At 70.1% G+C, this 24,634-nt stretch carries 17 protein-coding genes, 1 pseudogene and 5 CRISPR repeat arrays; of the genes and pseudogenes, 7 read left to right on the forward strand and 11 right to left on the reverse strand.

All coding sequences use genetic code 11. The annotated features are described in order from the left end of the window. Positions 1 to 229: 229 nt before the first annotated feature. The 6 genes from ACH4TP_RS40005 to ACH4TP_RS40030 all read right to left on the reverse strand — a co-directional run bounded on the left by ACH4TP_RS40005 (position 230) and on the right by ACH4TP_RS40030 (position 6,151). Positions 230 to 598, reverse strand: coding sequence for a hypothetical protein (locus ACH4TP_RS40005; protein WP_398440682.1), 369 nt, complete (start codon positions 596 to 598; stop codon positions 230 to 232). Between the two features lie 338 nt (positions 599 to 936). Continuing rightward, on the reverse strand, positions 937 to 1,284 hold the full coding sequence (locus ACH4TP_RS40010) for a hypothetical protein (RefSeq protein WP_398440683.1): 348 nt from the start codon (positions 1,282 to 1,284) through the stop codon (positions 937 to 939). A 370-nt stretch (positions 1,285 to 1,654) separates the two neighbouring features. Beyond that, a complete protein-coding gene (locus ACH4TP_RS40015; RefSeq protein ID WP_398440684.1) occupies positions 1,655 to 2,695 on the reverse strand; it encodes a hypothetical protein in 1,041 nt (346 codons plus the stop codon). Next, positions 2,692 to 2,964: a hypothetical protein gene (locus tag ACH4TP_RS40020; protein ID WP_398440685.1), complete on the reverse strand. Its 273-nt coding sequence runs from the start codon at positions 2,962 to 2,964 to the stop codon at positions 2,692 to 2,694. Before ACH4TP_RS40020 ends, ACH4TP_RS40015 begins: the two co-directional genes overlap by 4 nt. A gap of 65 nt (positions 2,965 to 3,029) precedes the next feature. Beyond that, entirely contained in the window at positions 3,030 to 5,216 is a 2,187-nt protein-coding gene (locus ACH4TP_RS40025) for a CHAT domain-containing protein (RefSeq protein ID WP_398440686.1), read from the reverse strand. 20 nt (positions 5,217 to 5,236) lie between these two features. Continuing rightward, positions 5,237 to 6,151, reverse strand: coding sequence for a hypothetical protein (locus ACH4TP_RS40030; RefSeq protein WP_398440687.1), 915 nt, complete (start codon positions 6,149 to 6,151; stop codon positions 5,237 to 5,239). A 173-nt stretch (positions 6,152 to 6,324) separates the two neighbouring features. On the opposite strand from ACH4TP_RS40030, the gene ACH4TP_RS40035 reads away from it, so the two are divergent. Then, positions 6,325 to 6,744, forward strand: coding sequence for a PP2C family protein-serine/threonine phosphatase (locus tag ACH4TP_RS40035; protein ID WP_398440688.1), 420 nt, complete (start codon positions 6,325 to 6,327; stop codon positions 6,742 to 6,744). Positions 6,745 to 6,801: 57 nt separating this feature from the next. Here the strand turns inward: ACH4TP_RS40035 and ACH4TP_RS40040 are convergent, their stop codons facing one another. The 3 genes from ACH4TP_RS40040 to ACH4TP_RS40050 all read right to left on the reverse strand — a co-directional run bounded on the left by ACH4TP_RS40040 (position 6,802) and on the right by ACH4TP_RS40050 (position 13,700). Next, positions 6,802 to 7,332: an SMI1/KNR4 family protein gene (locus tag ACH4TP_RS40040; RefSeq protein ID WP_398440689.1), complete on the reverse strand. Its 531-nt coding sequence runs from the start codon at positions 7,330 to 7,332 to the stop codon at positions 6,802 to 6,804. A 367-nt stretch (positions 7,333 to 7,699) separates the two neighbouring features. Next, positions 7,700 to 9,011: direct repeats of the CRISPR family, unit length 28 nt; unit sequence CTGCTCCCCGCACCCGCGGGGATGGTCC. A gap of 151 nt (positions 9,012 to 9,162) precedes the next feature. Then, a CRISPR array of direct repeats spans positions 9,163 to 10,533; the repeat unit is 29 nt; unit sequence CTGCTCCCCGCGTACGCGGGGATGTTCCC. A gap of 131 nt (positions 10,534 to 10,664) precedes the next feature. Continuing rightward, positions 10,665 to 12,158: direct repeats of the CRISPR family, unit length 29 nt; unit sequence CTGCTCCCCGCACCTGCGGGGATGATCCC. Between the two features lie 49 nt (positions 12,159 to 12,207). Beyond that, on the reverse strand, positions 12,208 to 12,423 hold the full coding sequence (locus ACH4TP_RS40045; RefSeq protein ID WP_398440690.1) for a hypothetical protein: 216 nt from the start codon (positions 12,421 to 12,423) through the stop codon (positions 12,208 to 12,210). Between the two features lie 176 nt (positions 12,424 to 12,599). After that, positions 12,600 to 13,700, reverse strand: coding sequence for a DUF5937 family protein (locus ACH4TP_RS40050; RefSeq protein ID WP_398440691.1), 1,101 nt, complete (start codon positions 13,698 to 13,700; stop codon positions 12,600 to 12,602). A 128-nt stretch (positions 13,701 to 13,828) separates the two neighbouring features. On the opposite strand from ACH4TP_RS40050, the gene ACH4TP_RS40055 reads away from it, so the two are divergent. Together ACH4TP_RS40055 and ACH4TP_RS40060 are read left to right on the forward strand one after the other, a co-directional pair. Beyond that, positions 13,829 to 14,299 (forward strand): aminoacyl-tRNA deacylase, encoded by a 471-nt coding sequence (locus ACH4TP_RS40055; RefSeq protein ID WP_398440692.1) that lies wholly within the window; start codon positions 13,829 to 13,831, stop codon positions 14,297 to 14,299. A 96-nt stretch (positions 14,300 to 14,395) separates the two neighbouring features. Continuing rightward, positions 14,396 to 15,031: a LysE family translocator gene (locus tag ACH4TP_RS40060; protein WP_398190699.1), complete on the forward strand. Its 636-nt coding sequence runs from the start codon at positions 14,396 to 14,398 to the stop codon at positions 15,029 to 15,031. A gap of 170 nt (positions 15,032 to 15,201) precedes the next feature. Here the strand turns inward: ACH4TP_RS40060 and ACH4TP_RS40065 are convergent. Together ACH4TP_RS40065 and ACH4TP_RS40070 are read right to left on the reverse strand one after the other, a co-directional pair. Continuing rightward, positions 15,202 to 15,935, reverse strand: a pseudogene (locus tag ACH4TP_RS40065) (Tn3 family transposase); the annotation flags it as partial. 647 nt (positions 15,936 to 16,582) lie between these two features. Then, positions 16,583 to 16,735 carry a hypothetical protein gene (locus tag ACH4TP_RS40070; RefSeq protein ID WP_398190703.1) on the reverse strand — a complete coding sequence of 51 codons (153 nt, stop codon included), beginning with the start codon at positions 16,733 to 16,735 and terminating at the stop codon, positions 16,583 to 16,585. A gap of 293 nt (positions 16,736 to 17,028) precedes the next feature. On the opposite strand from ACH4TP_RS40070, the gene ACH4TP_RS40075 reads away from it, so the two are divergent. The 4 genes from ACH4TP_RS40075 to ACH4TP_RS40090 all read left to right on the forward strand — a co-directional run bounded on the left by ACH4TP_RS40075 (position 17,029) and on the right by ACH4TP_RS40090 (position 22,692). After that, positions 17,029 to 17,832: a hypothetical protein gene (locus ACH4TP_RS40075; protein ID WP_398440693.1), complete on the forward strand. Its 804-nt coding sequence runs from the start codon at positions 17,029 to 17,031 to the stop codon at positions 17,830 to 17,832. 88 nt (positions 17,833 to 17,920) lie between these two features. After that, complete coding sequence (locus ACH4TP_RS40080; RefSeq protein WP_398440694.1) at positions 17,921 to 18,376, forward strand: hypothetical protein; 456 nt, start codon at positions 17,921 to 17,923, stop codon at positions 18,374 to 18,376. Between the two features lie 234 nt (positions 18,377 to 18,610). Next, positions 18,611 to 19,252, forward strand: a complete 642-nt coding sequence (locus ACH4TP_RS40085; protein ID WP_398440695.1) for a transposase family protein — start codon at positions 18,611 to 18,613, stop codon at positions 19,250 to 19,252. Positions 19,253 to 19,614: 362 nt separating this feature from the next. Beyond that, positions 19,615 to 20,619: a CRISPR direct-repeat array (repeat unit 29 nt; unit sequence CTGCTCCCCGCACCCGCGGGGATGGTCCC). Positions 20,620 to 22,080: 1,461 nt separating this feature from the next. Further along, entirely contained in the window at positions 22,081 to 22,692 is a 612-nt protein-coding gene (locus tag ACH4TP_RS40090; RefSeq protein WP_398190754.1) for a DUF6000 family protein, read from the forward strand. A 419-nt stretch (positions 22,693 to 23,111) separates the two neighbouring features. Beyond that, positions 23,112 to 24,418: a CRISPR direct-repeat array (repeat unit 29 nt; unit sequence CTGCTCCCCGCACCCGCGGGGATGGTCCC). The last annotated feature ends 216 nt before the right edge of the window (positions 24,419 to 24,634 follow it).

Genomic DNA, 24,634 nt, shown 5'->3' on the forward strand with positions numbered 1-24,634 from the left:
GCACGAGCCAGTCCCTCGCAATCGAACACCGAGGTAACGCTCCGCGACGGCTCCCCAAGATCTGTGCCAGAACCCACAACTGCTCGATAAAGCCAGGCTGCCCCGCGCCTGGAAGCGAGTCCCGCCGAATGGCTGAAGAAACCTACGAGCCGTTCTGGCCGGTACGCCCTGTACCGACAACCCTGCAGCACACCACCGGCTCTGGGCGGCGAGTCGGTCTCGCCGAACGTCAATGAGGCGCAGACACCGGCTTGAGGGCCACCGCCCCGAACCGCAGATGTTTCCGATCGAGACGCCAGCCCAGCGCGCCGGCCAGCTCATCGAGCCCCTCAAGCCCCAGTCCTCGGTAGGCACTGACGGGAAGCGAGATCGTCTCGTCAGGCCCCTGGGAACCTCGTGCGATGGCCCGCCGCAGGGCGAAGCCCGCACGCTCCCGCCACTGCTCGGGCGTGCCGTTCAGCTCCAGCTGGTACTGGCGCCGGGACAGCAACACGCTGTCACCGTACGGATCCTTCGGCACGCCCTTCCGCGCGCTGCCGAACAACGGTGTCCCGCCGCCACCGGCGAAGAGCGATACGACTACCACGGCGAGACCCATAGGAAGATAGATCCACTGCAGATAGAACTGGCATCGCAGCCCCCAGACCGAGCGCGGCGGCAGCGGTCCGTATTCGATCCCGCCCGATATCCTCGCGCGCGAGCCCCCACCCACGAACAGCCCCCACTTCCCACCCCGACGTACTGCTACCTGCGTGAATCATGCCGTGGATCCGGTAGGTCTGTCATGACACTTCCGTTCGAGGCCCCCGTGGGTCGGCCCGACATCGCCGGTCCAGGCGCCGTGGAGGATTCGCCGTAAGCGAGTACTTCATCTGCTGACGCGGAGGCGACGAAGGCTGCTGCCGGAGAGGTCCCACGCTGGCCTACGTTCATGAACTACTTGTGGTGCCAGACGTCCGCGCCAGGAACCATGTGAGGCGTCCGTGTCGAAAACAGCTCAGCCATCCCCGATACAAGCGCATCCCACGTCCAGACCGCGCCGAGGAAAACGTACGTCGTCATCAGCGCAGAGACCGGCCCCCGACCCAGACGGGCGGTCATATCCTCGGCGACGGTGGTCCGGACAACAGCCACATGTTCTCCGCGCTGCTCGATGGCCGGGTGCATCGGCGTACCGGCGAGAAACCCGGCGGCGACATCTGCCGTCGACGCGGCCCAGCCCTCCAGTGCGAGCTCCAGCCCTTCCTCAACGGTGAATCCGGCCGCTGCAAGATCAACGGCCACGACGGAGGGATCGCTGTAGCCGTGCGGAACGGTCTGCAGAACTGCACTCCGTTCCCGCGGGGGGATGGCCCCTGGCGTCCGCGTGGAGCGATGCGGCGGACCGGTTGCTCTCGGCGTTCGCGGGGTTGGTTTGGCATCGGGGGAGGGGTGTCTGGTTTGCCGGTTTCGGTGAAAGTGGTTCGGGTGGTGTTGTTGGTGGGGTAGAACTGCAGGTCACGGAGTCTGCTTCCCGCGCACGCGGGGATGATCCCGGTGCCCGTCAAGCTGGTTGATACCCAAGGTTCTGCTTCCCGCGTACGCGGGGATGATCTCCTGAAACTCACCTATAAAGCCACCCTCTTCGTACGCCACTCCCTACGTACGTGTCTCGTCAAAGGCTCGCCGTCGGATCGGATGGGCTTGGAGTCGCGGGAGCCGTGCCCGCTGAGGCCTGCTGGATACGGGCCGGCGGTGCTGACGGTGCCGACGAAGGCGACAGCTGCGCGGGCAAGGGGACGTTGCGGTGGTAGAACTGGGCAAGGTCGTCCCACAGCAGCCGCTCCACGGCAGGATTCGTCGGCACAGGGATCTCCAGGTGGCGCAGCAAGAGGTGCCGGTGCAGGTCGAAGGCGACACAGATCTCCGTGCCGTACGAGGACGCGGCCTGCAGCGCCGCGCGGTAGGCGATCCAGGCGACCGGCAGGCCGAGCATGGTCAGGGTCGCGAGCGCCGGGTGATCGCCACCCACGAAGAGCACCAGCGGCCAGACGGTGCCGAAGAGTGATGCGAGCGCGAGCACGCTGACCGGGCCGTCGAGGCCGGTGCGGGCGGCCGAGATCCTGGCCGCGGACTCGGGTGGGAGCAGCGGGTACAAGCGGGGCCAGATGATCACGGAGTCGATGCCGTAGCGCTCCAGGGCGTAGTACTCGGCGGCGCGCATCCGGTTGCCCAGCGCGGTGGGCAGGCATCCGTAGGCCAGGCGTGATCTGGGCGGGTAGGCGGCCAGGAGCCGTGAAGCGAGCGCCGACGCTCGCGTCGGCTGTTGCGCTGCGTGCAGTGCGTCCACCCTGCGCCAGGCCCTCGTCGCGCGGCGGCGCTGAAGCGCGCAGCGGCGATCAGTCAGGGCGCCGATGCCGCCGCCCTCCGGCCAGTAGCCCTCAAGGGTGCGCAGCAACGGCAGCTGGAACAAAGCGAGTACGTAGGCCACCCCCACCAGTGCGAGTACGGCGGCCAAGGCTGCGAGGAGCTGGGCGGCCGCACCGTAGGTCTGCCATGCGCGCAGCGCGTCCCCCAGGGTGTGGCCCGTCGCCGCGAGAACCACAGCCGCGGTGGCGCCCACCGCGAGTAGCACCGGCAGCAGCACCGCGAGCATGAACCGGGAGCCCAACAGCCGTTCGGCGGCACCGAGACCCGTCTCCAGGAGCGTGTTCACCGGGCTTTGCGAACCATCAGGTCGCCGTGGCTGCACACCGGCGGGTCCTGCGGGTCGTAGTACTCGACAGCCTTGTCCTCACCATGTACCACACAGCTGAACAGCAAGGAGGTGAGCGGGTGCCCGGGCAGGCCCGACGGCATCGCGGAGTCGCGGTCGGGCGGCGGAGCATCGCCGATCGGAATTTGGCTCTCTCCCGGGTACTCCGCGCGCTCTCTTTCACACTGCTCTTCGGCGTTCCGGTGTTCTGCGCGCCCGTCCTCGGTCACGTGTTCGCGCCTGCGATCTCCATGCCCATCCCCATCCGGTACATGTGTCCCCACAGCTGTTCTCGTCACAGTCTTCCTGACACGGTGAATGCGCCCCACAATCCCGGATGAGCGAACTCAGGCCGTGCGAGCACGGCGAGCCGGGCACTGTGTACGGCCGCCCCCCACTGGGCGTTCGGCCGTGCAAGGGCTGCGTACAGCGCAGAGTTGAAGGCCAGCGCGGCATCGTCGCGCACGGGCCACAGGGGGGCGACCACCATCTCGGCACCCGCGGCGAGGAACGCGGACGCCAGCCCCTCGCCCTCGCCGCCGACGCCCCGCCGCTCGGCGCCGGCGCGGCAACCGCTCAGGTTCACCAAGCGCGGGACGCGCGCGGCGCAGGCGACCTCGAACGCGAACAGCGGTCGGTCTGCCAAGAGGATGTGCGCCAGGTTCGGGCGCGCGGCGTCGAACGTCGCGTGCCCGGCGACGTGCAGCACATCGCACGTACTCAGGGCAGCACTCAGCGCACCGGCGGTCGCCTCGTCCTCGTAGAGTTCCCTCGCCGGCGGGAACGCCTCGCTCACGGCCTCGACTTCGCTCCGAAGGGCAGGGAGCGCGGGCACGAGTTCGTAGCGCGGCTGCCCGACCGCGGCGACCACGGCCCGGTACGACGGTTCTCCCGAACCGGGGTCGGGTGCGGCGGCACCGGGTGCGCGAAGCGGTGCGAGGGACGGCAGTGCCCTCACCTCCGCACTCGCCACGAGCGGGCGGCCCCGGAACGGCGCGGCGTGGAAGGGGAAGTCGGCGAGTGCCCCTTGGGCCATGATCAGGATTCGGCCGGCGCCCGACAGGAGATCATGGACCGGCGCCAGCAGGGCCTCGCCGAGACGGTGGAGATGGTGCGGCTCGGTTCGGCGGACGCACTCCTCGTGCGCCGCGGCTGCCAGCTCCTCGGCCTCGGCCGCGCCGAGGCCGACCGTCCGGTACTCGATCGCGCCGTCGGCGACCGATATGACCCCGACCTGGTCCGTGGAAGAGAGCGTGTAGATCAAGAGGAGCTCGCCGGGCCGGACCGCCGCGGGCACGCTGAGGGACAGCTCCTCGACCGTCGTCCTGTGCCGAGGTCCGGAGGCACCGGCCAGTCCGTGCATCACCTCGTCCCGGTTCTCCAGGAGGATGCGGGCGCGGTCATCATGGGCGGTCAGGGCGTCGAGGTCGCCCGCCACCGTGGCGCCCGTGGCCTTTCGGGCGAGCTCCGCCACCTGCGCGTCGAGAGCCCGCAGTGCCTCGTTCGCCGGAAGGGGGGCGCCCGCTGGGGGCGGCCTGTGCGTGGCGAGGGCGGCGAGGATGCCGACGACCAGGTCGAGGCGCCCGGTGTGCCACGCCAGGCCCAAAGCCTCGCCGAGCATCTGTGTGCTGTAGGTCAGATAGTGGTTGCGGCCTGCCCACGAGGGCGGCTCGAGCATCGTGAACCGATGGTCGATGGCGCTCACGAACGCTTCGAGGGCCTCCTCCTGCTGACCCTGCCGGAGCCTCAGCTGGGCCGTCGTCTCCAGGAGGTCGAAGACGTATCCGCCGGTAGCCGTGCGACGCCAGGTGTCCAGGGCCTGGTCCGCATCCGTACAGAACCCGAGGAGCGTCAAGGCACGGACCTTGCGATGGTGCAGCAGGTTCGCGGTGTGGTTCCGGCCGGGTGAGGACGTGCCCGAAGCCACTCGCAGTCCGACCTGCTGTCCCCACTCGGCATGCAGCAGTGACTGCTCGATGAGTCCGGCCCCCGCCAGGGCCACGGACAGCCGGGCGTGGGCGGAGTGCAGTCCGTGGTCGTCGCCGGCGCGTTCCAGCAGAGCACGGCCGCGCTCGTACGCCTCCAGCGCGTCCGATGGCCGGCCGTACGAGCGCAGCGCGTTGCCCAGTTGCAGGTAGGCGCGGCCCGAATGCCGTGGAAGGTCCTTGCCTCGGAAGGATTCGAGCGCACTGAGCGCGAGCCGCAGATGGCGCCGCGGGTCGGCCTCGGCCCGGTGCGGGTTCCCGCCGAGCGCGGCGAGGACCTGCGCCCCGAAGGCCGGCCCCGTACCGTAGCGGCCGACGGGGTCGACGGCCTCCCAAGCGGCGACGCACAGTACCTGCCAGGTCAGGGTGGAGCCGACCGGGGCGTCGCGGACGTAGTGGAGCGGGACGAGGAGTTCGGGCTCCACGAGGTGCGGGAAGCTGAGCGTGTCCTCGCCCAGGTGGACGAGCGCCAGATCGGTGGCGGAGTGAGATGCCAAGAACTTGTCGTAGACGGAACTCATCGGGGTCCCCGTTCCGCCATCAACCGGGCGGCAGCCGCGGCGAGGTCGGCCTGTCCCTGGGCTCCGTTCATCTTCAGGATGGCTGACAGAGCGAGCATCAGCTTCGGGTCGTCCTGTAACCACATCACATCGAACAGGGCGAGTTCGCGCAGAGTGGCCCAGTCGTTGTTCTCGAAGGCCCTCTGGCGGGTGCGATGGCGTGCGGCCAGCTCCTCCCTGGTGGGGAAGGCCCGGTCGACGAGTTGGGACACCATGGCCTGACCCAGCCCCGTGGGATCGCAGGGCCAGTCGTCGAACGCGAGCAGGTCGGCCAGGTACCGGGTCCGGCCGGTCGCGAACACCGCACGCGCGACATCGATGACGAGGAGGAAGCGTTCGGCGGGATCGGTGGGGGCCGGTTCACGCACGAGAACGGACAGGGCGAGCTCCGGTCGTCCTAGTGCCCGGTACGCATACTCGAACACCTGCGTCGCTGCGGTGCGTTCCACGTCGCCTCGGCCGACGGCGAGGACCAGAGATGCTTCGTGCGCGAGCACCTCGGGCGGTACGCCTGCCTCCATCCCGTACCGTATGGCCGACAGGGCCAGATGTGACCAGTGGGCGTGCAGGGTCTCGGACAGCCGGTGGTCGTCCGCGCCGCCGGCTCTCAGGAGACCGAGGCCGGCCGCGCGCATCCACTGGGCGTACCGGTCGGCCTCCTGGCGCAGCAGTTCCCTGGCGGCGGGGGGACCTTCGCGGACCGCGATCGCGTCAGCGCGTTGCCGCACGGCTCCCGCTTGGACGTTCAGAGACCCGGCCCGGTGGGGTTCTCCGTCGCCGAGGGCCCGAGACAGCAGGAGTTCGATGAGCAGCGACTCCCGGTTGAACGGATCATCGCCGTGCGCGGCTAAAGCACCTGCTGCCGAGTCCATGCCGCCAGCGTACGATGCCGACACCGGCCAGCGCAGTGCGTTTGGCCGAACAGGCGTTCCGCTGTGGGGCACACCGTGCTCCGTCGCCGCGCGAACGGCGAGTCCTTCGAGTAGATCCGCCCCGACCTGTCGATCCCCACCAGCGCGCCCTGCAGTACGCCCGGGAGCTCACCATGGCCCTGGAACTGCAGCAGGCACTGCTGAGTGAGCCGTCGAGCCCACACCTCACCCTGGAGACGGCCTCGCGCTATCTGCCGGCGCACGACAGCGCGATGGTGGGCGGCGACTGGTTCGACCTGCTGCCGATGGCCGGTGGAGGCAACCTGCTCGTCATCGGCGACGTCATGGGATACGGCGTGGAGACCGCGGTCGCCATGAGCCACTACCACTCGATGCTGCGCGCCCTGTTCCGGCCCGAGCTGCCCCTGGAGGATGTACCCACCCACACCGACCGGATGGTCGCCGAATCCGGCTTCGAAGGGGCCGCCACCTGCCTGCTCGCGCGGGGATGGTCCCTTCGCACCGAGCGGCAACCGCTCGACCTGCCACTGCTCCCCGCTCCCGCGGGGATGGTCTCGTGGCTGCGTGGGTGAGATCTGTGTCAGAACCTGAAACTCACCTGCAAAGCCACAGGCTCGACCGGTGCCGGATCATGACGTCGGCCGGCTGTCGTCCGCGTCATCAAGGTCGAAGGACTGGGCCGCAGTCAGCCGCTCGATGAACGTCTGGAAGTTTGTCGCCAGTGGGAGTTCCGTGTCGGTGTCCACGTCGAACCACGTCACGGACGGCTCCCCGCGCTCTCCGCATGCCCGGTAGTCGAGAGCGATCCAGCAGTGGCCATCACCGGAGAGCAGAACCAGAGGAGACGGAAGGCCCCACTCCTGGACCAAGTAGGGTGAATCCAGCAATGAAAGTCGGTCGTCGTGACGGCCGATGCCCATCATGTCGTCGAGCGGCACGTGGTTCTTGCTCCACGACGTCGGCACATCGGTCGGGAACGCGTTCCACAGCTCCGCCACCAGGCCGCCGTTCTGGACCCACAGGATCTCCAGCAACGAGGTCGGCAGACGGACACCGAGCTGACGTTCGGCATCCTGAACGACCGCGTCGGTCAACGGTGGCTGAACCCCGTACAGGCCCTCGCCCCAGAACGTCGCCTTGACCTCATCAAACCGAGCCACGATCGCATCCTATGGACCTCGCAGTCCGGCTGACGATCTATAGGAGTACCTCGCGCTCACGCACCCACTGCTCTCCGCCTGCGCGGGGACGGCCCCGACCCGGCGTTTGCCCCCGCAGCGTAACCTGACTGCTCCCTGCGTCTGCGGGGATGGTCCCACCCCGAACCGGCGCGGGCTCCGGCACTCAGCTGCTCCCCGCTCGCACGGGGATGGTCCCGCGCCACCTGCTACGGCCGGCTCGGGCTCAGTTTGTCCCCCCGCGTCCGCGGGGTTGGTTCGGCACTGGGGAGGGGTGTCTGTTTTGCCGGTTTCAGTGAAAGTGGTCCAGATGGGGTTGCGCGTGGGGTAGAACTGCAGGTCACGGAGTCTGCTCCCCGCACCCGCGGGGATGGTCCGACGCTCACCGTGGTGGTCCTCGCGCTGACCGGCTGCTCCCCGCACCCGCGGGGATGGTCCTGACCACGCGTATTGGACGGGGAAGGCGGGTGACTGCTCCCCGCACCCGCGGGGATGGTCCCTTGCTGCGGACAGCCCAGGCGACGAAAGGACCCTGCTCCCCGCACCCGCGGGGATGGTCCCGGCAGCGACCCCCGATGACCACTGTGAGATCCCTGCTCCCCGCACCCGCGGGGATGGTCCCGCCGAGGTCATCGGCGCAACGGAGGGGAGCAGCTGCTCCCCGCACCCGCGGGGATGGTCCCATGGCGGCCAACCTGATCTTGCAGAATCCCAACTGCTCCCCGCACCCGCGGGGATGGTCCCCGCTGGGTTATCGTCCGGGGCGGCGAGGACAACTGCTCCCCGCACCCGCGGGGATGGTCCCCTGGTGGTGAACCCCGAGGGCGAGCGGCTGATCTGCTCCCCGCACCCGCGGGGATGGTCCCGTGAAGCTGCAGGATTACTACCTGCGGGAGGGCTGCTCCCCGCACCCGCGGGGATGGTCCCCTGCATTGGGGTGCAACGGACCTCATCCGAAACCTGCTCCCCGCACCCGCGGGGATGGTCCCCGCCGGCCCGCCACACGGTCCTGCCACACATCCTGCTCTCCGCACCCGCGGGGATGGTCCCAGCTGGATCCTCGCGGGGAACCCGGAGACGATCTGCTCTCCGCACCCGCGGGGATGGTCCACCCGAATGTCATCTACGCGGGCACGACGCTCCGCTGCTCCCCGCACCCGCGGGGATGGTCCCATCGACAGGTTCGCCACCGAGGACCACATCCGCTGCTCCCCGCACCCGCGGGGATGGTCCCATCCGGGCCCTGGCCGCCGCCCTGCCCTGGACCTGCTCCCCGCACCCGCGGGGATGGTCCCCCGTGCCTCTGCGGATTGCCCGGTATCGCTGCCTGCTCCCCGCACCCGCGGGGATGGTCCCATCGGCTCCGGCGTCGTGTACCTGTCGCCGGACTGCTCCCCGCACCCGCGGGGATGGTCCCTCGACGTGATGCACGCCGCCTTCGAGCGGGTCCTGCTCCCCGCACCCGCGGGGATGGTCCCGCCGTCAGCCGCCCGTCTCCGATCCCGTCAGCCTGCTCCCCGCACCCGCGGGGATGGTCCCGGCCCCGTACCGGCCGCACCCACCGCCCCGCTCTGCTCCCCGCACCCGCGGGGATGGTCCCCACCACTGGTCCGTGGTCGGGGCCCGGTCGCTCTGCTCCCCGCTCGCGTGGGGATGGTCCCACCGGGTCGTACAGTCATCGGTCGGCGTCGTCCTGCTCCCTGTGCCGGCATGGGGTGGGTCGGTTGTGGGGGAGGGGTGTCTGGTTTGCCGGTTTCGGTGAAAGTGGTTCGGGTGGTGTTGTTGGTGGGGTAGAACTGCAGGTCACGGAGTCTGCTCCCCGCGTACGCGGGGATGTTCCCCGTCGGCAGGCAGAGAAGGCCCCGGACCTAATCTGCTCCCCGCGTACGCGGGGATGTTCCCGAGCCGATGCGCCCGGTACGGCCCCCTCCGTTCTGCTCCCCGCGTACGCGGGGATGTTCCCCGTCGGCGGGCATCGCGGTGAGGGTGTAGAGGACTGCTCCCCGCGTACGCGGGGATGTTCCCGTCGAGACCAGCGGACACGAGGAGATGGCCGACTGCTCCCCGCGTACGCGGGGATGTTCCCCCAGCGGCCTGTCGACGGAGACGAAGAGATCGCTGCTCCCCGCGTACGCGGGGATGTTCCCCAGAACTTCTGTCCCGGGACCGCGGGCAGCTCCTGCTCCCCGCGTACGCGGGGATGTTCCCGAACAGGTCGGGCGCCGGATCGTTGCGCTCGGCTGCTCCCCGCGTACGCGGGGATGTTCCCCCTGTCTCCGGAGCGACCAGCCCTTGGATCGTCTGCTCCCCGCGTACGCGGGGATGTTCCTTCGGCGACGTGCCGGACCCCGCCGAAGCCCTTCTGCTCCCCGCGTACGCGGGGATGTTCCCACCCCGACCTCCGCGACCGTGACGTACGCGTCCTGCTCCCCGCGTACGCGGGGATGTTCCCCCGGCAGTCCTGCGGGGAGCGACCGCGGAAGGCTGCTCCCCGCGTACGCGGGGATGTTCCCGTCGACGCCGCCGGGTTCGCGAGCAACGAGGCCTGCTCCCCGCGTACGCGGGGATGTTCCCTGGAGCTGATCGAAGCCCAGCTCTTGGCCGCGCTGCTCCCCGCGTACGCGGGGATGTTCCCCGGCCGGCACTGCTGTCCTGCCCCGCCCGGTCCTGCTCCCCGCGTACGCGGGGATGTTCCCTTCAGGATCACGTGGACGCACGACGGCAAGCCCTGCTCCCCGCGTACGCGGGGATGTTCCCGAGCAGATCGAAGCAGTGCTGCTGTTCTTCCTCTGCTCCCCGCGTACGCGGGGATGTTCCCCGGGTGCTGCAGCTGCTGGAGCCGTACCGAGTCTGCTCCCCGCGTACGCGGGGATGTTCCCCAGGTGCCGGCCGCCCACAGCGCGACGGCCAGCTGCTCCCCGCGTACGCGGGGATGTTCCCGAGCGCTGGATCGTCGAGGGCGTCGAGGCCAACTGCTCCCCGCGTACGCGGGGATGGCCCCGGCAAGTCAGATCTCCTGATACTCGACGCGGGCTGCTCCCCGCTCGCGCGGCGATGGCCCCGAGCTGTGCGTCCAGGTCCGTGCCACCCACATCTGCTCCCTGCATTCGCGGGGATGGTCCCACCAACACGTCCGGCTCGCCCGAGGCAACGGCTGCTCCCCGCGTCCACGGGGATGTATCCCGGATGTCTGATGGCCGTCTCGCCGGCGCAGGGCTTGGTTCGGTACTGGGGGAGGGGGATCCGTTTTGCCGGTTTCGGTGAAAGTGGTTTGGGTGGTGCTGTTCGTGAGATAGAACTGCAGGTCACGGAGCCTGCTCCCCGCACCTGCGGGGATGATCCCGGCGACGCCTGGGACGCCCTGGCCGAGGTTCGCTGCTCCCCGCACCTGCGGGGATGATCCCTTGCCGATCACGTTGCCGAGGCTGCTCTTGCCCTGCTCCCCGCACCTGCGGGGATGATCCCACCCAGCTGTCCCACACCCCCGGCTACAAGCGCTGCTCCCCGCACCTGCGGGGATGATCCATGAGTGAGGAAGCAGGGTCGGCAGCACCTGCGCTGCTCCCCGCACCTGCGGGGATGATCCCATCCAGGGCGGGTAGGCGTCCCGCTCCAGGACCTGCTCCCCGCACCTGCGGGGATGATCCCAGCGCGGCGACGAACGGACCGACGAACGCAACCTGCTCCCCGCACCTGCGGGGATGATCCCACCCAAAGCTGCTCGGTGAGTTCGGCATGCAGCTGCTCCCCGCACCTGCGGGGATGATCCCGGAACCGGGGATTCTCCGATTCCGGGCCTGACCTGCTCCCCGCACCTGCGGGGATGATCCCGACCCGGGAACAGCTCTCGTCCACGATCTGCCCTGCTCCCCGCACCTGCGGGGATGATCCCCCCACCCTGGAAACCACATCGAGCAACGGGGGCTGCTCCCCGCACCTGCGGGGATGATCCCACCGTCTCCCAGGCCGAGGCGGTGGTGAAGGCCTGCTCCCCGCACCTGCGGGGATGATCCCGCCCCGGTCGGTGTCCAGACCGGCCGGGGCAGCTGCTCCCCGCGTCCGCGGGGGATGGTCCCCCGGCGGCATCGACGTTCACGTAGAGCGGGGTCTGCTCCCCGCTTACGCGGGGATGGCCCCATCCGCTTCAGAGCGACGTCGGCGGACGCGGTCTGCTCCCCGCCTACGCGGGGATGGCCCCCACGCGCCGCCCGCCCCGGGCCAGCCCGGCCCCTGCTCCCCGCCTACGCGGGGATGGCCCCGATGGCGACGGGTACCAGAAGGACCCGAAGTTCTGCTCCCCGCCTACGCGGGGATGGCCCCTCTCGATCGGCCTAGAACCCGCCTCGGATGTTCTGCTCCCCGCGTACGCGGGGATGTTCCCCTGAGCCGGCGTCCAGACGCGGCGGACAGGGACTGCTCCCCGCGCCCGCGGGGATGTTCCCGCGGGCGTCGGGCACCGGCACGGGTACCTCCTCTGCTCCCCGCGTACGCGGGGATGGCCCCGACGGCGAGGGGCTCGTTTCGCTCGGGTTGGGCTGCTCCCCGCGCCCGCGGGGATGGCCCCTCGTCGAAGTCCTCCTCGGAGGTGTCCCGGTCCTGCTCCCCGCGTACGCGGGGATGGCCCCACCAAGGGCACATGGATCGCCGGTGTCTCGCTCTGCTCCCCGCGTATGCGGGGATGGCCCCGGGGCGGCCTCCGTCCTGTGCGTCCCGACCAACTGCTCCCCGCGTATGCGGGGATGGCCCCGTGGGCAAAATCTTCGGCAGCGTCTTCAAGGCCTGCTCCCCGCGTTCGCGGGGATGGTCTCCGGCCTCGGGGAACATCGGTACAGCGGTTGTCGGTGAGAACGATCTTGTTCAGGGTGTGAGGGCGCTGACCCTGTTCTCGTACTCGCGGCGGGCCTTGCGCTGGGCCGGGACCGCGGGAAGGTCCTGGCGGTGGACTCCTGGCGCGGTGCTGGCGCGCGGGGTGTAGCCCTGGTCGCGTCCTACGGTCGTCCCCTGGTCGAGCGCGGCACGCTCGGCGGGCTCCGGTTCGGTGGTGCGGAGGTAGTCGGCGACTTTGCCCGGCATGGCGAGGGTGGCCGGCAGCTTCGGGGCTGGCGTGTCCTCCTCGTTGGCGGTGTGGTCGGGTAGGAGGTCGGCGACGGCCGTGCGGATGGCGCCGCGGCTGCCCCGGTGCTCGCCATCGTTTGCCGACGCAGGTCTTGCTTCTGGCGATGCCCGTGGGGGCTTGCAACAGCGTTCGTTCAGGTCTCGGGTCTGGGGGCGAGGGTGATGAGGGTGGTTGCAATCTGGTCGAGGCGAGCGGGGGCGAGGGTGTAGAGAACGTAGTAGCCCTCGCGCTGGGTGGTGGTGAGTCCTGCCTGGGTGAGTTGATGGAGGTGGCGGGAGGTCACGGAGGGGGACAGGCCTAGGAGGGCGGCGAGTTCCTGTGTGGTGCGGCTTTGGGCGGCGAGGTGGGTGACGATCTGCAGGCGTGGGGCGGCGGCCAGGGCCCGGAGCACGGTGAGGGTGTCTTTCTGACTGGTGGGGCGGGCGGTCGAGGCGGGCGCGAGGGGCAGAGCGGGGTAGGTGATCCGCATGGGCCAGGGGGTGTCGCAGGTGACGCGGACGTGGGGCCATACGTAGTGGCTGGCGGTGAACGTCACGGGGTGTTCATGGGTGACGGTGATGTCGTGGTCGTGCGGACGGTCGAGCCGCAGGGTCCGCCGGCCGGGGTCCACGCGGATCTGGGGAGCGAGGGTGCGGAGCATCGGGAACAGGCCCTGGTGGGCGATCCGGGCGCCTGAGCGGGCGATCGACTCGTACAAGGAGGGCTCGATGCGCTCCCACTCCTGGGCGAAGCCGGCGTCCCAGTAGTCCTCGAGCACGGTGAGCGCGCCGTCGAGGACGGGTCGGGGGTCGGTGAGGATGCCCTCCAGCCGTGCCGCCCGGCCGGGGTCGCTGTCCCGGTACTCGGTGAGTACCGCGTCGCGGGTGGCGGGGTCGTCGACGAGGTCGTCTCCGGTGTGGCGGGTGGTGTCGACGAGCGTTCTGGCGAGTTCGGCGGCCAGCAGAGCGGGCGGCAGGTCCCGTACGGCCGCGAGCTGGTCCGCGAAGTCGGCGTCGTGATCATCGGTGCGGCTTTCGAAGAGGGCGGGGATGTGGTCGGCCACGACGAAGTCGTACTCGCGCATGCGCCGGCGCAGGGCGGCGGGCAGGCGGCGGCACCGCCGGACCCAGGGGACTTGCAGGGCGTGGTGGCCTGGGTCGGTGAGGACGTGCCAGGAGTGGACGGCTTCGAGTAGGGGTGAGACGGAGAAGGCGATGTCCTCCTCGGCCGTCTCTGCGAAGCGCAGGGTGATCACGATTGCAGGATTTCACAATCAGTTGATCGGAACCCGCTGCGTCGATCAGGCTCAGGAGCAGACCGCGCGCCGTCCGGCTGCAGGTCGACTCCCGTCCGTTTCGAGCTGAAGGCTGCAGGTGCCCCTCCATGAGTACGCCCGAAGCGCCCTGGCAAGCCGTGCTGGACGCGGATGGCTGCCCGTACACCGTCCACCAGCATGGCGCCGCGCACAGTGTCGCCGAGCGCCAGGCCTTGCCTTTCCCCTGGTCGCAGGCGGTGAAGACGCTCGCCTTCACCACTCCGGACGTCCCGCTGTTGCTCGTGGCGCTGCGGGCGGAGGACCGGGTGGACTTCGCCCGTCTGGCGGCCGTCCTGGGCACCAGCCGTTCCCGGCTGCGCACGGCGGACGCCGGCCTGCTCGCCGCGGAGGGTCTGGTGCCCGGGGGCGTGCCGCCGGTCAGCCACCGGCCGGGGGTGCCGTGCCTGATCGATGCCGCGGCCGCTGAACCGGACCGGCCCGTCTACTGCGGCGCCGGATCAGCCGACCGCACCCTCCAGATCGACTCCGCCGTCCTGACCCGCCTCCCCCGCGCCCAGGTGGCCGCCCTCTCCCGGTAGCCATCTTGCCTGCGCGCCGGGCCCGCCCCTCGTCACAGCTCGCACCACGCGCAGCCCTTCACCGGCTGCGCGGCACAGATCAGGAAGTCCCGGCCCATGGTGAGTACCGAAAGCCTTCTGGCGTTCGCCGCGATGTCCCTCGTTGTGATCGCGATTCCCGGCCCGAGCGTCCTGTTCGTCGTCGGCCGCGCCCTCGCCCACGGCCGCCGCACCGCGCTCGCCACCGTCCTGGGCAACCTCCTGGGCGGCTACGCCCTCGTCCTTGCCGTCGCCCTCGGCGTCGGCGCCCTTGTCCAGAGCTCGACCACCGTGTTCACCGCCGTGAAGCTGGCCGGCGCCGTCTACCTCGTCTACCTTGGCGTCCAGGCGTACCGCCACCGTGGCCAGCTGCGCGCCGACCTGACGACCGGGGAGGGCGAACAGCGCGGTGATCTGCGCACCGTCCTGGACGGCCTGCTGGTGGGCGCCACGAACCCCAAGGGCCTGGTCTTCTTCACCGCGGTCCTGCCGCAGTTCGTGAACCCTGACGTGGGGAACATCCCGCTGCAGATGATGGTCCTTGGCCTGATCCCGGCCGGGATCGGCCTGGTCTGCGACACCGTCTGGGGCCTGGGCGCCTCGGCGGCCCGAACCTGGTTCGCCGGCTCCGACCGGCGCCTGTCGATGATCGGCGGCGCGGGCGGCATCGCGCTGATCGGCCTCGGGCTCACCGTCGCCACCACCCGCCACTGACCCCTCCCGAACCAGCGCAGCCGTGGGCCGCGCGGGGCTTGCTCGCTAGCCCGCATCAACGAGATCGACCCCTACGGCTGCCCCGGCGGACGCCTGAGCTGACTCCCACTGCAACGCCCATCCCGCGCGTCCGGCAGGGCGGGCGCGCTGGCACCGTCCACAGCCGCCTGTCAGTCTCCGGTGCCGTCGTCTTCGTCCAGCTCAGACGCGTCCGGGTCGCGCAGCGGGCGCAGGGCGCCGGCGGCTGGACCCTGGCAGTGAAGCTGTATCGGCCGAGTAGGTTCAGGTTCCTGTGCTTGAGCGGGGAGAGCCGGACGATGTCCTCGTCGCGGATCTCCTGGCCCTCGACCTTCAGCTGGTCGACGGCGGCGTCGATGTAGCGGGTGGTCCACAGCACGATGGTGTTGAGAACCAGGCCGAGCGCGCCGAGCCGGTCCTCCATCCCGTCGCGGTACGCCTGATGGATGGTGCCGCGCTGGCCGTGGCAGACGTCCCGCGCGAGCTTGTGGCCGGATTCCTGCACAGTGGGCTGCCGGTTCATCTGCCGGCGGTAGGTGTCGTCGACCGGGTCGACCACGCGCAGCAGGTGCTCGGTCTTGGCGATCCGCCCGTACTCCGCGAACGCTGCGCCCAGCGGAGTGGGGCGGCCCTCGCGACCGAACATGCGGAGCAGGTCGTAGGCGCGGACCCGGTTGGTGACCAGGGAACCGGCGACCTTCAGCATGTCCGGCCACTGCGTGATCACCTTGTTCAGGTTCACGCGGTTGCGGGCCAGGTCTTCCACCGCGCCGTACGTGCCGGTCTCGACGCCGGGCATCGTGGCCCGCCAGAACCGCTGGTCGTCCAGGGCGCGGAACCGCGGGCTGAAGTTGTAGCCGAGGATCTTGAACAGGCCGAACACCATTCGCTGTTCCCCCGCTCGCGTGGGGATGGTCCGAAGCCGGCCTCAAGGAAGGGCTCGTACTCCGTCTGCTCCTCGCTTGTGTGGGGTGATCCCGGTGGCGGGGTGGGGCGCTGGGGAGGGTCCTGGGGCTGCGTTTCCTCGTACATGCGTGTCGTCTTGCTGCTCCAGGTCGTTCAGGGGTGTTCGGGTGGGCCGGCGGTGTCTGCCCGCTGTGGTGAGTGGGCCGCATCCGTGGTCGGTGGTGAGGCCGTGCCTGGGAGGCTCTCAGGCCGTTTTCCCAGGTGGATGGGTGGGCTGAGAGGTGGAGAGGCAGCCACTGAGCGTCTTTCATCCTGCATAGCTGCAGATCGGGAGGGTGTGGACGGCCTGGACGACGGTGCCGATGCGGCGGCTGCTGGGCCGTATCGACGGCGACGCGTTGGACCGGATGGTGGGTCGCTGGCTGGCCGACCGGCGCACCGGCACCGACGGTCAACTGCGCGGTCTGGCGGTCGACGGCAAGGGCCTGCGCGAAGCGGCCAGGTCCATAGGGAGGAAGATTCATCTGCTCGCTGCATGCGGCCACGTCCGCGGTCTGGTCCTGGCCCAGCTCGACGCGGGTGAGAAGACCAACGAGATCACCTGCTTCCAGCTGCTGCTCGAGACCGTCACTGCTCTTCCGGCAGGGCGAACACCTCCGCTTCGCGGGCTGCTCCACCCACTTCGACCCCGCGCTGGCCGACAGGGAGCGGTTGCAGCGGCTGACCGCCGAGGTCGGCAGCCATCTCTCCCGCGCCTTCGGGTTCCGCGGTGCCTTCCACGTCAGCAGTCTCCTGGACAGCACGGGCTTCGTACCGCACGCCCCGGTGCCCCGCGCGGGATCGGTCATGGGGCTGATGTCCAAATTCCTGCCCTGGCTGCCCGTGAGCCTCCGCCAACTTGAAGTCGCAGGTCAAAGGGTTGGTGTGCCCGGTCCTCCGGGTACTCGTGCTGGTCGTGGGCGGTTGTCTGTGGTGTAGATCGTTTGCCAGCGCTCGGCTGTCGGTTCTTGAGGTACGTCTCGTTATGTCGGCCCCTCGCGGAAGGGCGGATTCGCGCCTGGGACCATGAGCGGATGTCCGAGGAACCGAACCCGATGTCCAGCCTGTGGCCGCTCGTGCCGCCTGGGGCCACCGACTGGCTGCTGGAGCTGTGTGGCGACGGCTTGACCGGGTTCATGCCTCCGGCGATGCCTGACGCGGTGTGGGTGCTCAACGCCATGTACGAGCACGAGCAGGGGCCGGCCGATGTGTCGTACCACGAGTACCACCAGGCACGTCTGGCCGACGGGAGCACCCTGCCCCACATCGTCGCGGGCATCGACCTCGATGCCGTGGGCGTCGCCACAGGAGGAGGGCTGGGCCGCGCCCAGCACCCGGGCCCCGGCTGGCGACGGCTGCGCTGGGCCGAACTCGCCCGGAGGACCGGCGACCCGGCCGTGCCCGACGGGCTGATGCCCTCCTACCGTTGCTTTCCCTCGGCGAAGAAGGAGGGCAGCTGGCCGCTGGGCATGATCCCGCCGACCGAGGGGAGCCTGGACCGGGAGACCTGGAACCGGCTGATCACCATCCTCACCCAGTACAGCCCTGCGGGTCCCGACACCCGCTGCCTGGCCTACTACAACCCGCTGATGCTCGGAGCCACCGACTTCGACAACCTCCACGTGCATGCGGGTCGGCTCGGCGACGCCGAGCTCCTGTACGACCAGTCCGAAGCAGACTTCAGCCCGTCCAATCTCTGGGCCGATGACCGCTCCTGGGTCCTGTGCACCGACTACGACCTGTGGGCCACCAAGATCGCCGGACCCCCGGCCCTCATTAACGCGTTGCTGAACGACTTTGAAATCGAGGCGGTTCGTCTGCCCTGGGCGCACTCATGACGAGCCGCTTTGTCACCATTCAATTTGGAGCGTAAGCGCATTCCAGTTCCTACCCGCTGGGGCCGGATGGCCCTCTACGATCCGGTGCATGCTGGATCCCGAGTTACTGGAACGGATCACCGCGCGGCGCGCGGAACTGGACGAACCCGAAGAACAGCTGGCCAAACAGCTGGCGGAAGTGCGGGCCGAACGGGACGAACTCGCAGTCGCTGAAAGCGTCCTTGAACGGATGACCGGGCAGCTCGCCGAGGAACGCGCCTCCGCCAGGCCGGTACCCGGGCAGGTGGGCGGCCGTGCTGTGATGCTGATCCCGCACCGCGGGCCGGGAGTGGAGGAGGACGCGCCCCCGTGGGACTACCAGCGCATCATCACCGCCGTGCGACAGGCCGCCGGACCGGTCAGGGCCCGCGAGGTCGGCGAAGCGGTGGGGGTGGACGTCAGCGTGAAGACCAAGCTGGAACCGCTACGCAGCAAGCTGGTCAGACTCGTCGATCGCGGCTGGCTCCGCAAGCTGCCCGACGGCCGGTTCACCACCCGCCTGTGACCAGGAAAGCCCCTATTCGGAGCGGACCGGCGCGGGCGTAACCGGGTTGCCCTCGGCGGCCGTTGGGATTGTGTGACGAATAGCAAAGAGCGCGCTGAGGACACCTGCTCGCTTGTCTACGGGTGCCGGCTGCCGCTGTCCACGCGCACCGTCAGCCACCTCGCCGATCTGCTCAGGCGCCATCTGAAAACGATTCGGTCCAGGTGGCGGATCCTGCCGCCGGGGAAGAGCGCGGTGATCGTCTTGGCCGTACTGCGCCACGACCAGCGCCTGGCCGACATGGCCGGCGGCAACGACATGTCCGAATCCACCGTCCGCCGCTGGCGCGACGAGCTGATCGGACTGCTCTCCGCCCAGGCCCCGCGCCTGGACCGCGCCCTGAAGAAGGCCGTCAAGCAGGGCGGGCAGGCGGTCCTGATCGACGGCACCCTCATCCGCACCCGGCGCCGCACCGGCAAGGCCGACCGACGGAACTACTCCGGCAAGCACCGCAGCCACGGCCTGCACTTCCTCGCCCTGACCGACGAGAACGGGCGTCTGATCTGGATATCGGCTGCCCGGCCCGGCCGCACCCACGACAACACCGCCGCCCGCCACGACCACATCCTGGCCCACCTGCGCGCCGCCGGCCTCGGCTTCCGCGGCCTGGACAACGACATCCTCGACCCCGTGATCATCACCGGCTACACCGCCACCCGCACCCACAAGCTCACCCCAGGCCAGAAGACCGCCAACCGCGTCCTCGCCGTCGGACGCGCACGGCTTCGCCCACCTCAAGAACTGGCGGACCCTCACCAAACTCCGCACCGACCCCGCCCGCGCCACCCGCCTCCTGCGCGCTCTGCTCGTCCTGACGAACCTCGAGCCAACCGCTGACGGATGATCTCCTCCGTGGGCTCCCGCCCACGACCAGCACGAGCACCCCGAGAACCGGTCATACCAGCCCTTTGACCTGCGACTTCAAGTTGGCGGAAGCCCAGCCCGGGGCATCCCTGCTCTCCGCGTCCGCGGGGATGGTCCCCATTTCCCCGGACAGAGCTCCACGATCCCGTACTGCTCTCCGTACCCGCGGGATGGTCCTTCGCGCCCGTGCTCCACGATCCAGCTGGCCCGCTGCTCCCGGCACCCGCGAGAGAGGGTCCGTGTGCTCGTCGCTTCGGTCGCTGTGTGGGGTGTGGTGAGTGCTGCCCGGTGTACTGGCCATGCCTGAGGTGTGCTTACCGCCGCGCTTACCATGATTGCTCCCCGCACCCGCGGGGATGTTCCCCTGGGGGCTGAGGTCGGGGAGTCGAGGACTTGTGCTCCCCGCACCCGCGAGGATGGTCCCGGCGACCGGGCCCAGTACCTGGAGGTCGTGTTCTGCTCCCCGCCTGCACGGGGATGGTCCCGGTGTCGGCTCGCTCATGTACACCGACATTGACTGCTCCCCCCTCCCACGGGGATGGTCCCGACGTTCCACACGCCTTGCAGGGCCGGGAGAACTGCTCCCCGCCTACGCGGGGATGGTCTCTCGGGCACGATTCGGGCGGGCCTGGCCCAGAACTGCTCCCTGCGCCCGCTGGGATGTTTCCGCGCTCGTCGCGAAGCGCCTGAGTGCTATCGGCTGCTCCCCGCTCGCGCGGGGATGTTCCCGGCACGGTTCAGTACCGTGTGGTGAACCTCTTCTGCTCCCCGCCTTCGCGGGGATGGTCCCGGCGAGCGGGGACAGGGCGGCGTACCAGCGGGCTGCTCCCCGCACCCGCGGGGATGGTCCCGCGTGCCCCGAATGCGGTCAGCCCTGGCACGACTGCTCCCCGCACCCGCGGGGATGGTCCCCCCGGCCCCGGGAACCACGTCGCCATGTACGCCTGCTCCCCGCACCCGCGGGGATGGTCCCTGGGACAAGGTCAAGGCCTTCACCGGGAAGATCTGCTCCCCGCACCCGCGGGGATGGTCCCGACGTCACCGTCACCCGCACGGGCGGCTCCTCCTGCTCCCCGCACCCGCGGGGATGGTCCCGCGCTCGACCGGGTGAAGCGGCCTCGGGCCGTCTGCTCCCCGCACCCGCGGGGATGGTCCCAGGCGCATCCGGCCGACCTTGAGTGCCTTGTCCTGCTCCCCGCACCCGCGGGGATGGCCCCATCGACGGCGCGCCGATCATGTACCCGTTGGGCTGCTCCCCGCTTGCGCGGGGATGGTCCCCAGTCCTGCATGGTGCCTGCGGGTGCGGGAAAGCTGCTCCCCGCACCCGCGGGGATGGCCCCGCCGAGTCGTACAGTCATCGGTCGGCGTCATCCTGCTCCCCGTGCCTGTGCGGGGTTGGGTCGATTCTGGGGGAGGGGCGCCTGGTTTGCTGGTTTCGATGGAAGTGGTTCAAGTGGGGGTGAGTGGGCGGTAGAACTGCAGGCCACGGAGTCTGCTCCCCGCGCCTGCGGGGATGGTCCCCGGTCCAGGAAGTTGTCCCACTCCAGGTGTGGCTGCTCCCCGCGCCTGCGGGGATGGTCCGTCTCCCTCGCCGTTCTCCTCGGCCTCGCCGGGCTGCTCCCCGCGCCTGCGGGGATGGTCCCGAGGCGATGAACGAGACCCTGCGGGTGGGAAACTGCTCCCCGCGCCTGCGGGGATGTTCCCCGCACACGGGTTGTCGCCCGTCCCGAACGGGGCCTGCTCCCCGCACCCGCGGGGATGTTCCCACTCGACGATCGCGCACGCTGACCCTCCGGAACTGCTCCCCGCACCCGCGGGGATGTTCCCTCCCCTCGGTCACGGGCGCGAGAGCCTCGGCGCTGCTCCCCGCACCTGCGGGGATGTTCCCGACGGGCCCGAGCGCAGCGTCTCGCCGAGCTTTTGCTCCCCGCCTACGCGGGGATGGCCCCATGTACGCGGCCGGCGAGCCGGTTGACCCCATCTGCTCCCCGCGTACGTGGGGATGGCCTCTCGTCGTCGGCCGCATTCTCGACCTCGACCACCTGCTCCCCGCGTACGCGGGGATGGTCCCCGGGCCGAGCCGATACCGGACCCGCGCGGTGACTGCTCCCCGTACCCGCGGGGATGGTCCCCGGGCCTGCCCGATGAGGCACTCCGGGTGCGGCTGCTCCCCGTACCCGCGGGGATGGTCCCGGCGGACCCTGCAACGGATCGAGGTCGGCGATCTGCTGCCCGCGCCCGCGGGAATGGCCCCAGGCCGGGGCTGTGCTTGGCGAGGTTCTGCTCCTGCTTCCCGCGTTTGCGGGGATGGTCCCTGTACGGGCCGCTGGTAGTAGGCGGCGATCGTCTGCTCCCCGCATTCGCTGGGGTGGTCCCACCAACACGTCCGGCTCGCCCGAGGGCAACGGCTGCTCCCCGCATTCGCGGGGTCGGTGTGGGGGAGGGGTGGCTGTTATGCCGGTATCGGTAGAAGTGGTTCAGATGGGGGTGGACGTGCGGTAGAACTGCAGGTCATCGCTGCTCCCCGTTTGCGCGGGGATGGTCCCACGGCGCGGGCCCTGGGCTGGTGCATCGACTCCTGCTCCTCGTCTGCGCGGGGATGGTTCTGAGGTCGCTCGCGGTCTGCCGCAGGGCACGGTCTGTTCCCTGCTTGCGTGGGGGTGGCCCTCAGTGTGTGGTGTGTGTTCACGCCGGATGGCTGCTCTCAACCGTGCTGTTACTACTCCCGTTCCTGCCGGCGAGCGGCGTGGTTCCAAAAGAGCTGGCTCAATTGCACATCAGCCAGTCAGGATCATCCCGTGATGCGCCACACACACGAGGATGCCGAACTGCTGACCCTGGTCCGCCGCTATGTCACGCCCGAGCGCCGCTACCTGAAGCTCGGCGGCAGCGTGCTGAGCATGCCTGGTCCTGAGTACGACCGATTCGTGCGAGCTCTCGGCGAGGACGCGCGGCTTATCACTCCGGACCAGATCGCCACCCTTCTCGAGGGCGGCTGGCGTGAGCGGAGGACAGCCGCATGGCTCATCGCCGTCAGCCGCCGGACCGAGTTCCGTGAGAGGCTCGGTGAACTGCTGCTGGCCAGCGAGGTCTGCTGTGCGGGGTTGGCGTACTGCGTGGCCCTTGCCGGCTTCGGCACGCCGCGCGACGCCGATCTGCTGGCCGCCTATCTCGACCGCTACCTTCTCCGCCCCGACCTCGCCTACGACCAGACCGTAGTCATGGGCGCCCTCGTATTCACCGCACTCAACCTCGGAGGCGATCAGGCCGCCCGATTCCTGAGCCCCGGCGGCATGTGGGAGCAGTGGCTCCGCGACGCCCCCCACATGCAACCCGCCACGGACCCCTCCAAGTACCTGAGCTTGTTCCGCCGCCTTTGCGCCTTCGTCGACGAATGCACGGAAACGCAATAACCGCAGCGCCCTTGGCGCACCGGCATGACAGCATTCATGAGCAACACCACGCCTCGCCCCACGAGGTCTTCGGCCACTGCTCCCCGCGCCCGCGACGATGGCCCCGCCCTGGTCGACGCGGAGGCCGACAAGCAGTGCTGCTTCCCGCCTGCGCGGGGATGGTCCCAACGTGGCCGCGTTCCAACGTGCCCAGGGATACTGCTCCCCGCGTTCGCAGGGGATGGCCCCGTTCGGGATCGTTCGAGCGCGTGCCGGCCGAGCTACTCCCCGCGTCCGCGGGGATGCATCCTGGATGCCTGATGGCCGCCTCGTTGACGCAGGGTTGGTTCGGTGTTGGGGGAGGGGTGTCTGGTTTGCCGGTTTCGGTGAAAGTGGTTCAGATGGTGTTGTTCGTGGGGTAGAACTGCAGGTCACGGAGCCTGCTCCCCGCACCCGCGGGGATGGTCCCGCCGGGCACTACCAGCACATCGTGCTGAACACCTGCTCCCCGCACCCGCGGGGATGGTCCCCCGACGGCAGACGGCGTCACCCCCCGGGCAGGCTGCTCCCCGCACCCGCGGGGATGGTCCCGGCGCGCGGCCCCCAGGGGTCCGACACCGAGACTGCTCCCCGCAGCCGCGGGGATGGTCCTCCTCCGCTCCGTCGTCTGGTGCGCCGACTGCCCTGCTCCCCGCACCCGCGGGGATGGTCCCAGGGCTGACCGCTCCGGGGGCGGGGGGCCGGGCTGCTCCCCGCACCCGCGGGGATGGTCCCCGGTTGCCCCCGGCCCGGACGTAGCGGCCCCACTGCTCCCCGCACCCGCGGGGATGGTCCCCACTTCAAGCAGATCAACGACGGGCCCGGCGGCTGCTCCCCGCACCCGCGGGGATGGTCCCCCGACCTCCACGTAGTCCGAGGCGTCGCCCACCTGCTCCCCGCACCCGCGGGGATGGTCCCGACCACTGGCACCCCGAAGTCTCAGACGCCGACTGCTCCCCGCACCCGCGGGGATGGTCCCCCTCCCGGGAGTTCGGTGGTGTGCGTTCCTCACTGCTCCCCGCACCCGCGGGGATGGTCCCGCGCGCGTGCTCGTCGCGCAGGTCCCCCAAGACTGCTCCCCGCACCCGCGGGGATGGTCCCTGGGCAGAGTGGTTGACGCGGTCCGGACGGAGCTGCTCCCCGCACCCGCGGGGATGGTCCCCCGTTGCAGTCGGCACACGGGCTGGAGAACGCCTGCTCCCCGCCCCGCGGGGATGGTCCCGGTAGCCGCCGTACTTGTTGATGACGTACAGGCTGCTCCCCGCACCCGCGGGGATGGTCCGCCCTGGAAGAAGCCCAAGACGCCTGGGTCAAGCTGCTCCCCGCACCCGCGGGGATGGTCCCTCGGGCAGCAGCCTCCGGGACGCGATCGACCGCTGCTCCCCGCACCCGCGGGGATGGTCCCCCCTCGCGTATAGAGGGGACGGTTTGCCATCCCGCTCCCCGCACCCGCGGGGATGGTCCCGACCTGCGGCGCGCTGGCGGCTTCGAGTGGCCCTGCTCCCCGCGTCCGCGGGGATGGTCCCGCCGTTCACTCGGGCCCGCTTGGTTCGGTGTCTGCTGCCCGCTTGCGTGGGGATGGTCCCACCGACCGTGAGGCCCTGGAAGACTGCCAGGTCTGCTCCCCGCGTACGCGGGGATGGTCCCCACCCTGCCTACCTTCAGTACGCCGGCTGGGTCTGGTCCCCGTTTGTGCGGGGATGCTTCCCGTGAGTCGGCTCCGACGGCCAGCCGCGGCCTTTGCTCTCCGCCGCCCGCGGGGATGGTCCCACGGCGCTGCGCGACTCTATGGCAGCCAAGGGCTGCTCCCTGTATGCACGGGGATGGTCTCGCGGGAGCGATGATGGGCGTCGTGGAAGTCAGTTGCTCCCCGCGCCCTCGGGGATGGTCCCGCCAGCTGTCGCTCCTGAGGGGGCTCGACGCC

Origin of the sequence: Streptomyces sp. NPDC021012 (assembly GCF_044333355.1) — a bacterium.
Lineage (GTDB): Bacteria > Actinomycetota > Actinomycetes > Streptomycetales > Streptomycetaceae > Streptomyces.

Excerpts from the sequence above, each read along its gene's own strand:
- ACH4TP_RS40005 (WP_398440682.1), bottom strand. The coding sequence starts at position 598 with ATGGGTCTCGCCGTGGTAGTCGTATCGCTCTTCGCCGGTGGCGGCGGG.
- ACH4TP_RS40030 (WP_398440687.1), bottom strand. The coding sequence starts at position 6,151 with ATGGACTCGGCAGCAGGTGCTTTAGCCGCGCACGGCGATGATCCGTTC.
- ACH4TP_RS40035 (WP_398440688.1), top strand. The coding sequence starts at position 6,325 with ATGGCCCTGGAACTGCAGCAGGCACTGCTGAGTGAGCCGTCGAGCCCA.
- ACH4TP_RS40045 (WP_398440690.1), bottom strand. The coding sequence starts at position 12,423 with ATGCCGGGCAAAGTCGCCGACTACCTCCGCACCACCGAACCGGAGCCC.
- ACH4TP_RS40055 (WP_398440692.1), top strand. The coding sequence starts at position 13,829 with ATGAGTACGCCCGAAGCGCCCTGGCAAGCCGTGCTGGACGCGGATGGC.
- ACH4TP_RS40060 (WP_398190699.1), top strand. The coding sequence starts at position 14,396 with ATGGTGAGTACCGAAAGCCTTCTGGCGTTCGCCGCGATGTCCCTCGTT.
- ACH4TP_RS40075 (WP_398440693.1), top strand. The coding sequence starts at position 17,029 with ATGTCCGAGGAACCGAACCCGATGTCCAGCCTGTGGCCGCTCGTGCCG.
- ACH4TP_RS40080 (WP_398440694.1), top strand. The coding sequence starts at position 17,921 with ATGCTGGATCCCGAGTTACTGGAACGGATCACCGCGCGGCGCGCGGAA.
- ACH4TP_RS40090 (WP_398190754.1), top strand. The coding sequence starts at position 22,081 with ATGCGCCACACACACGAGGATGCCGAACTGCTGACCCTGGTCCGCCGC.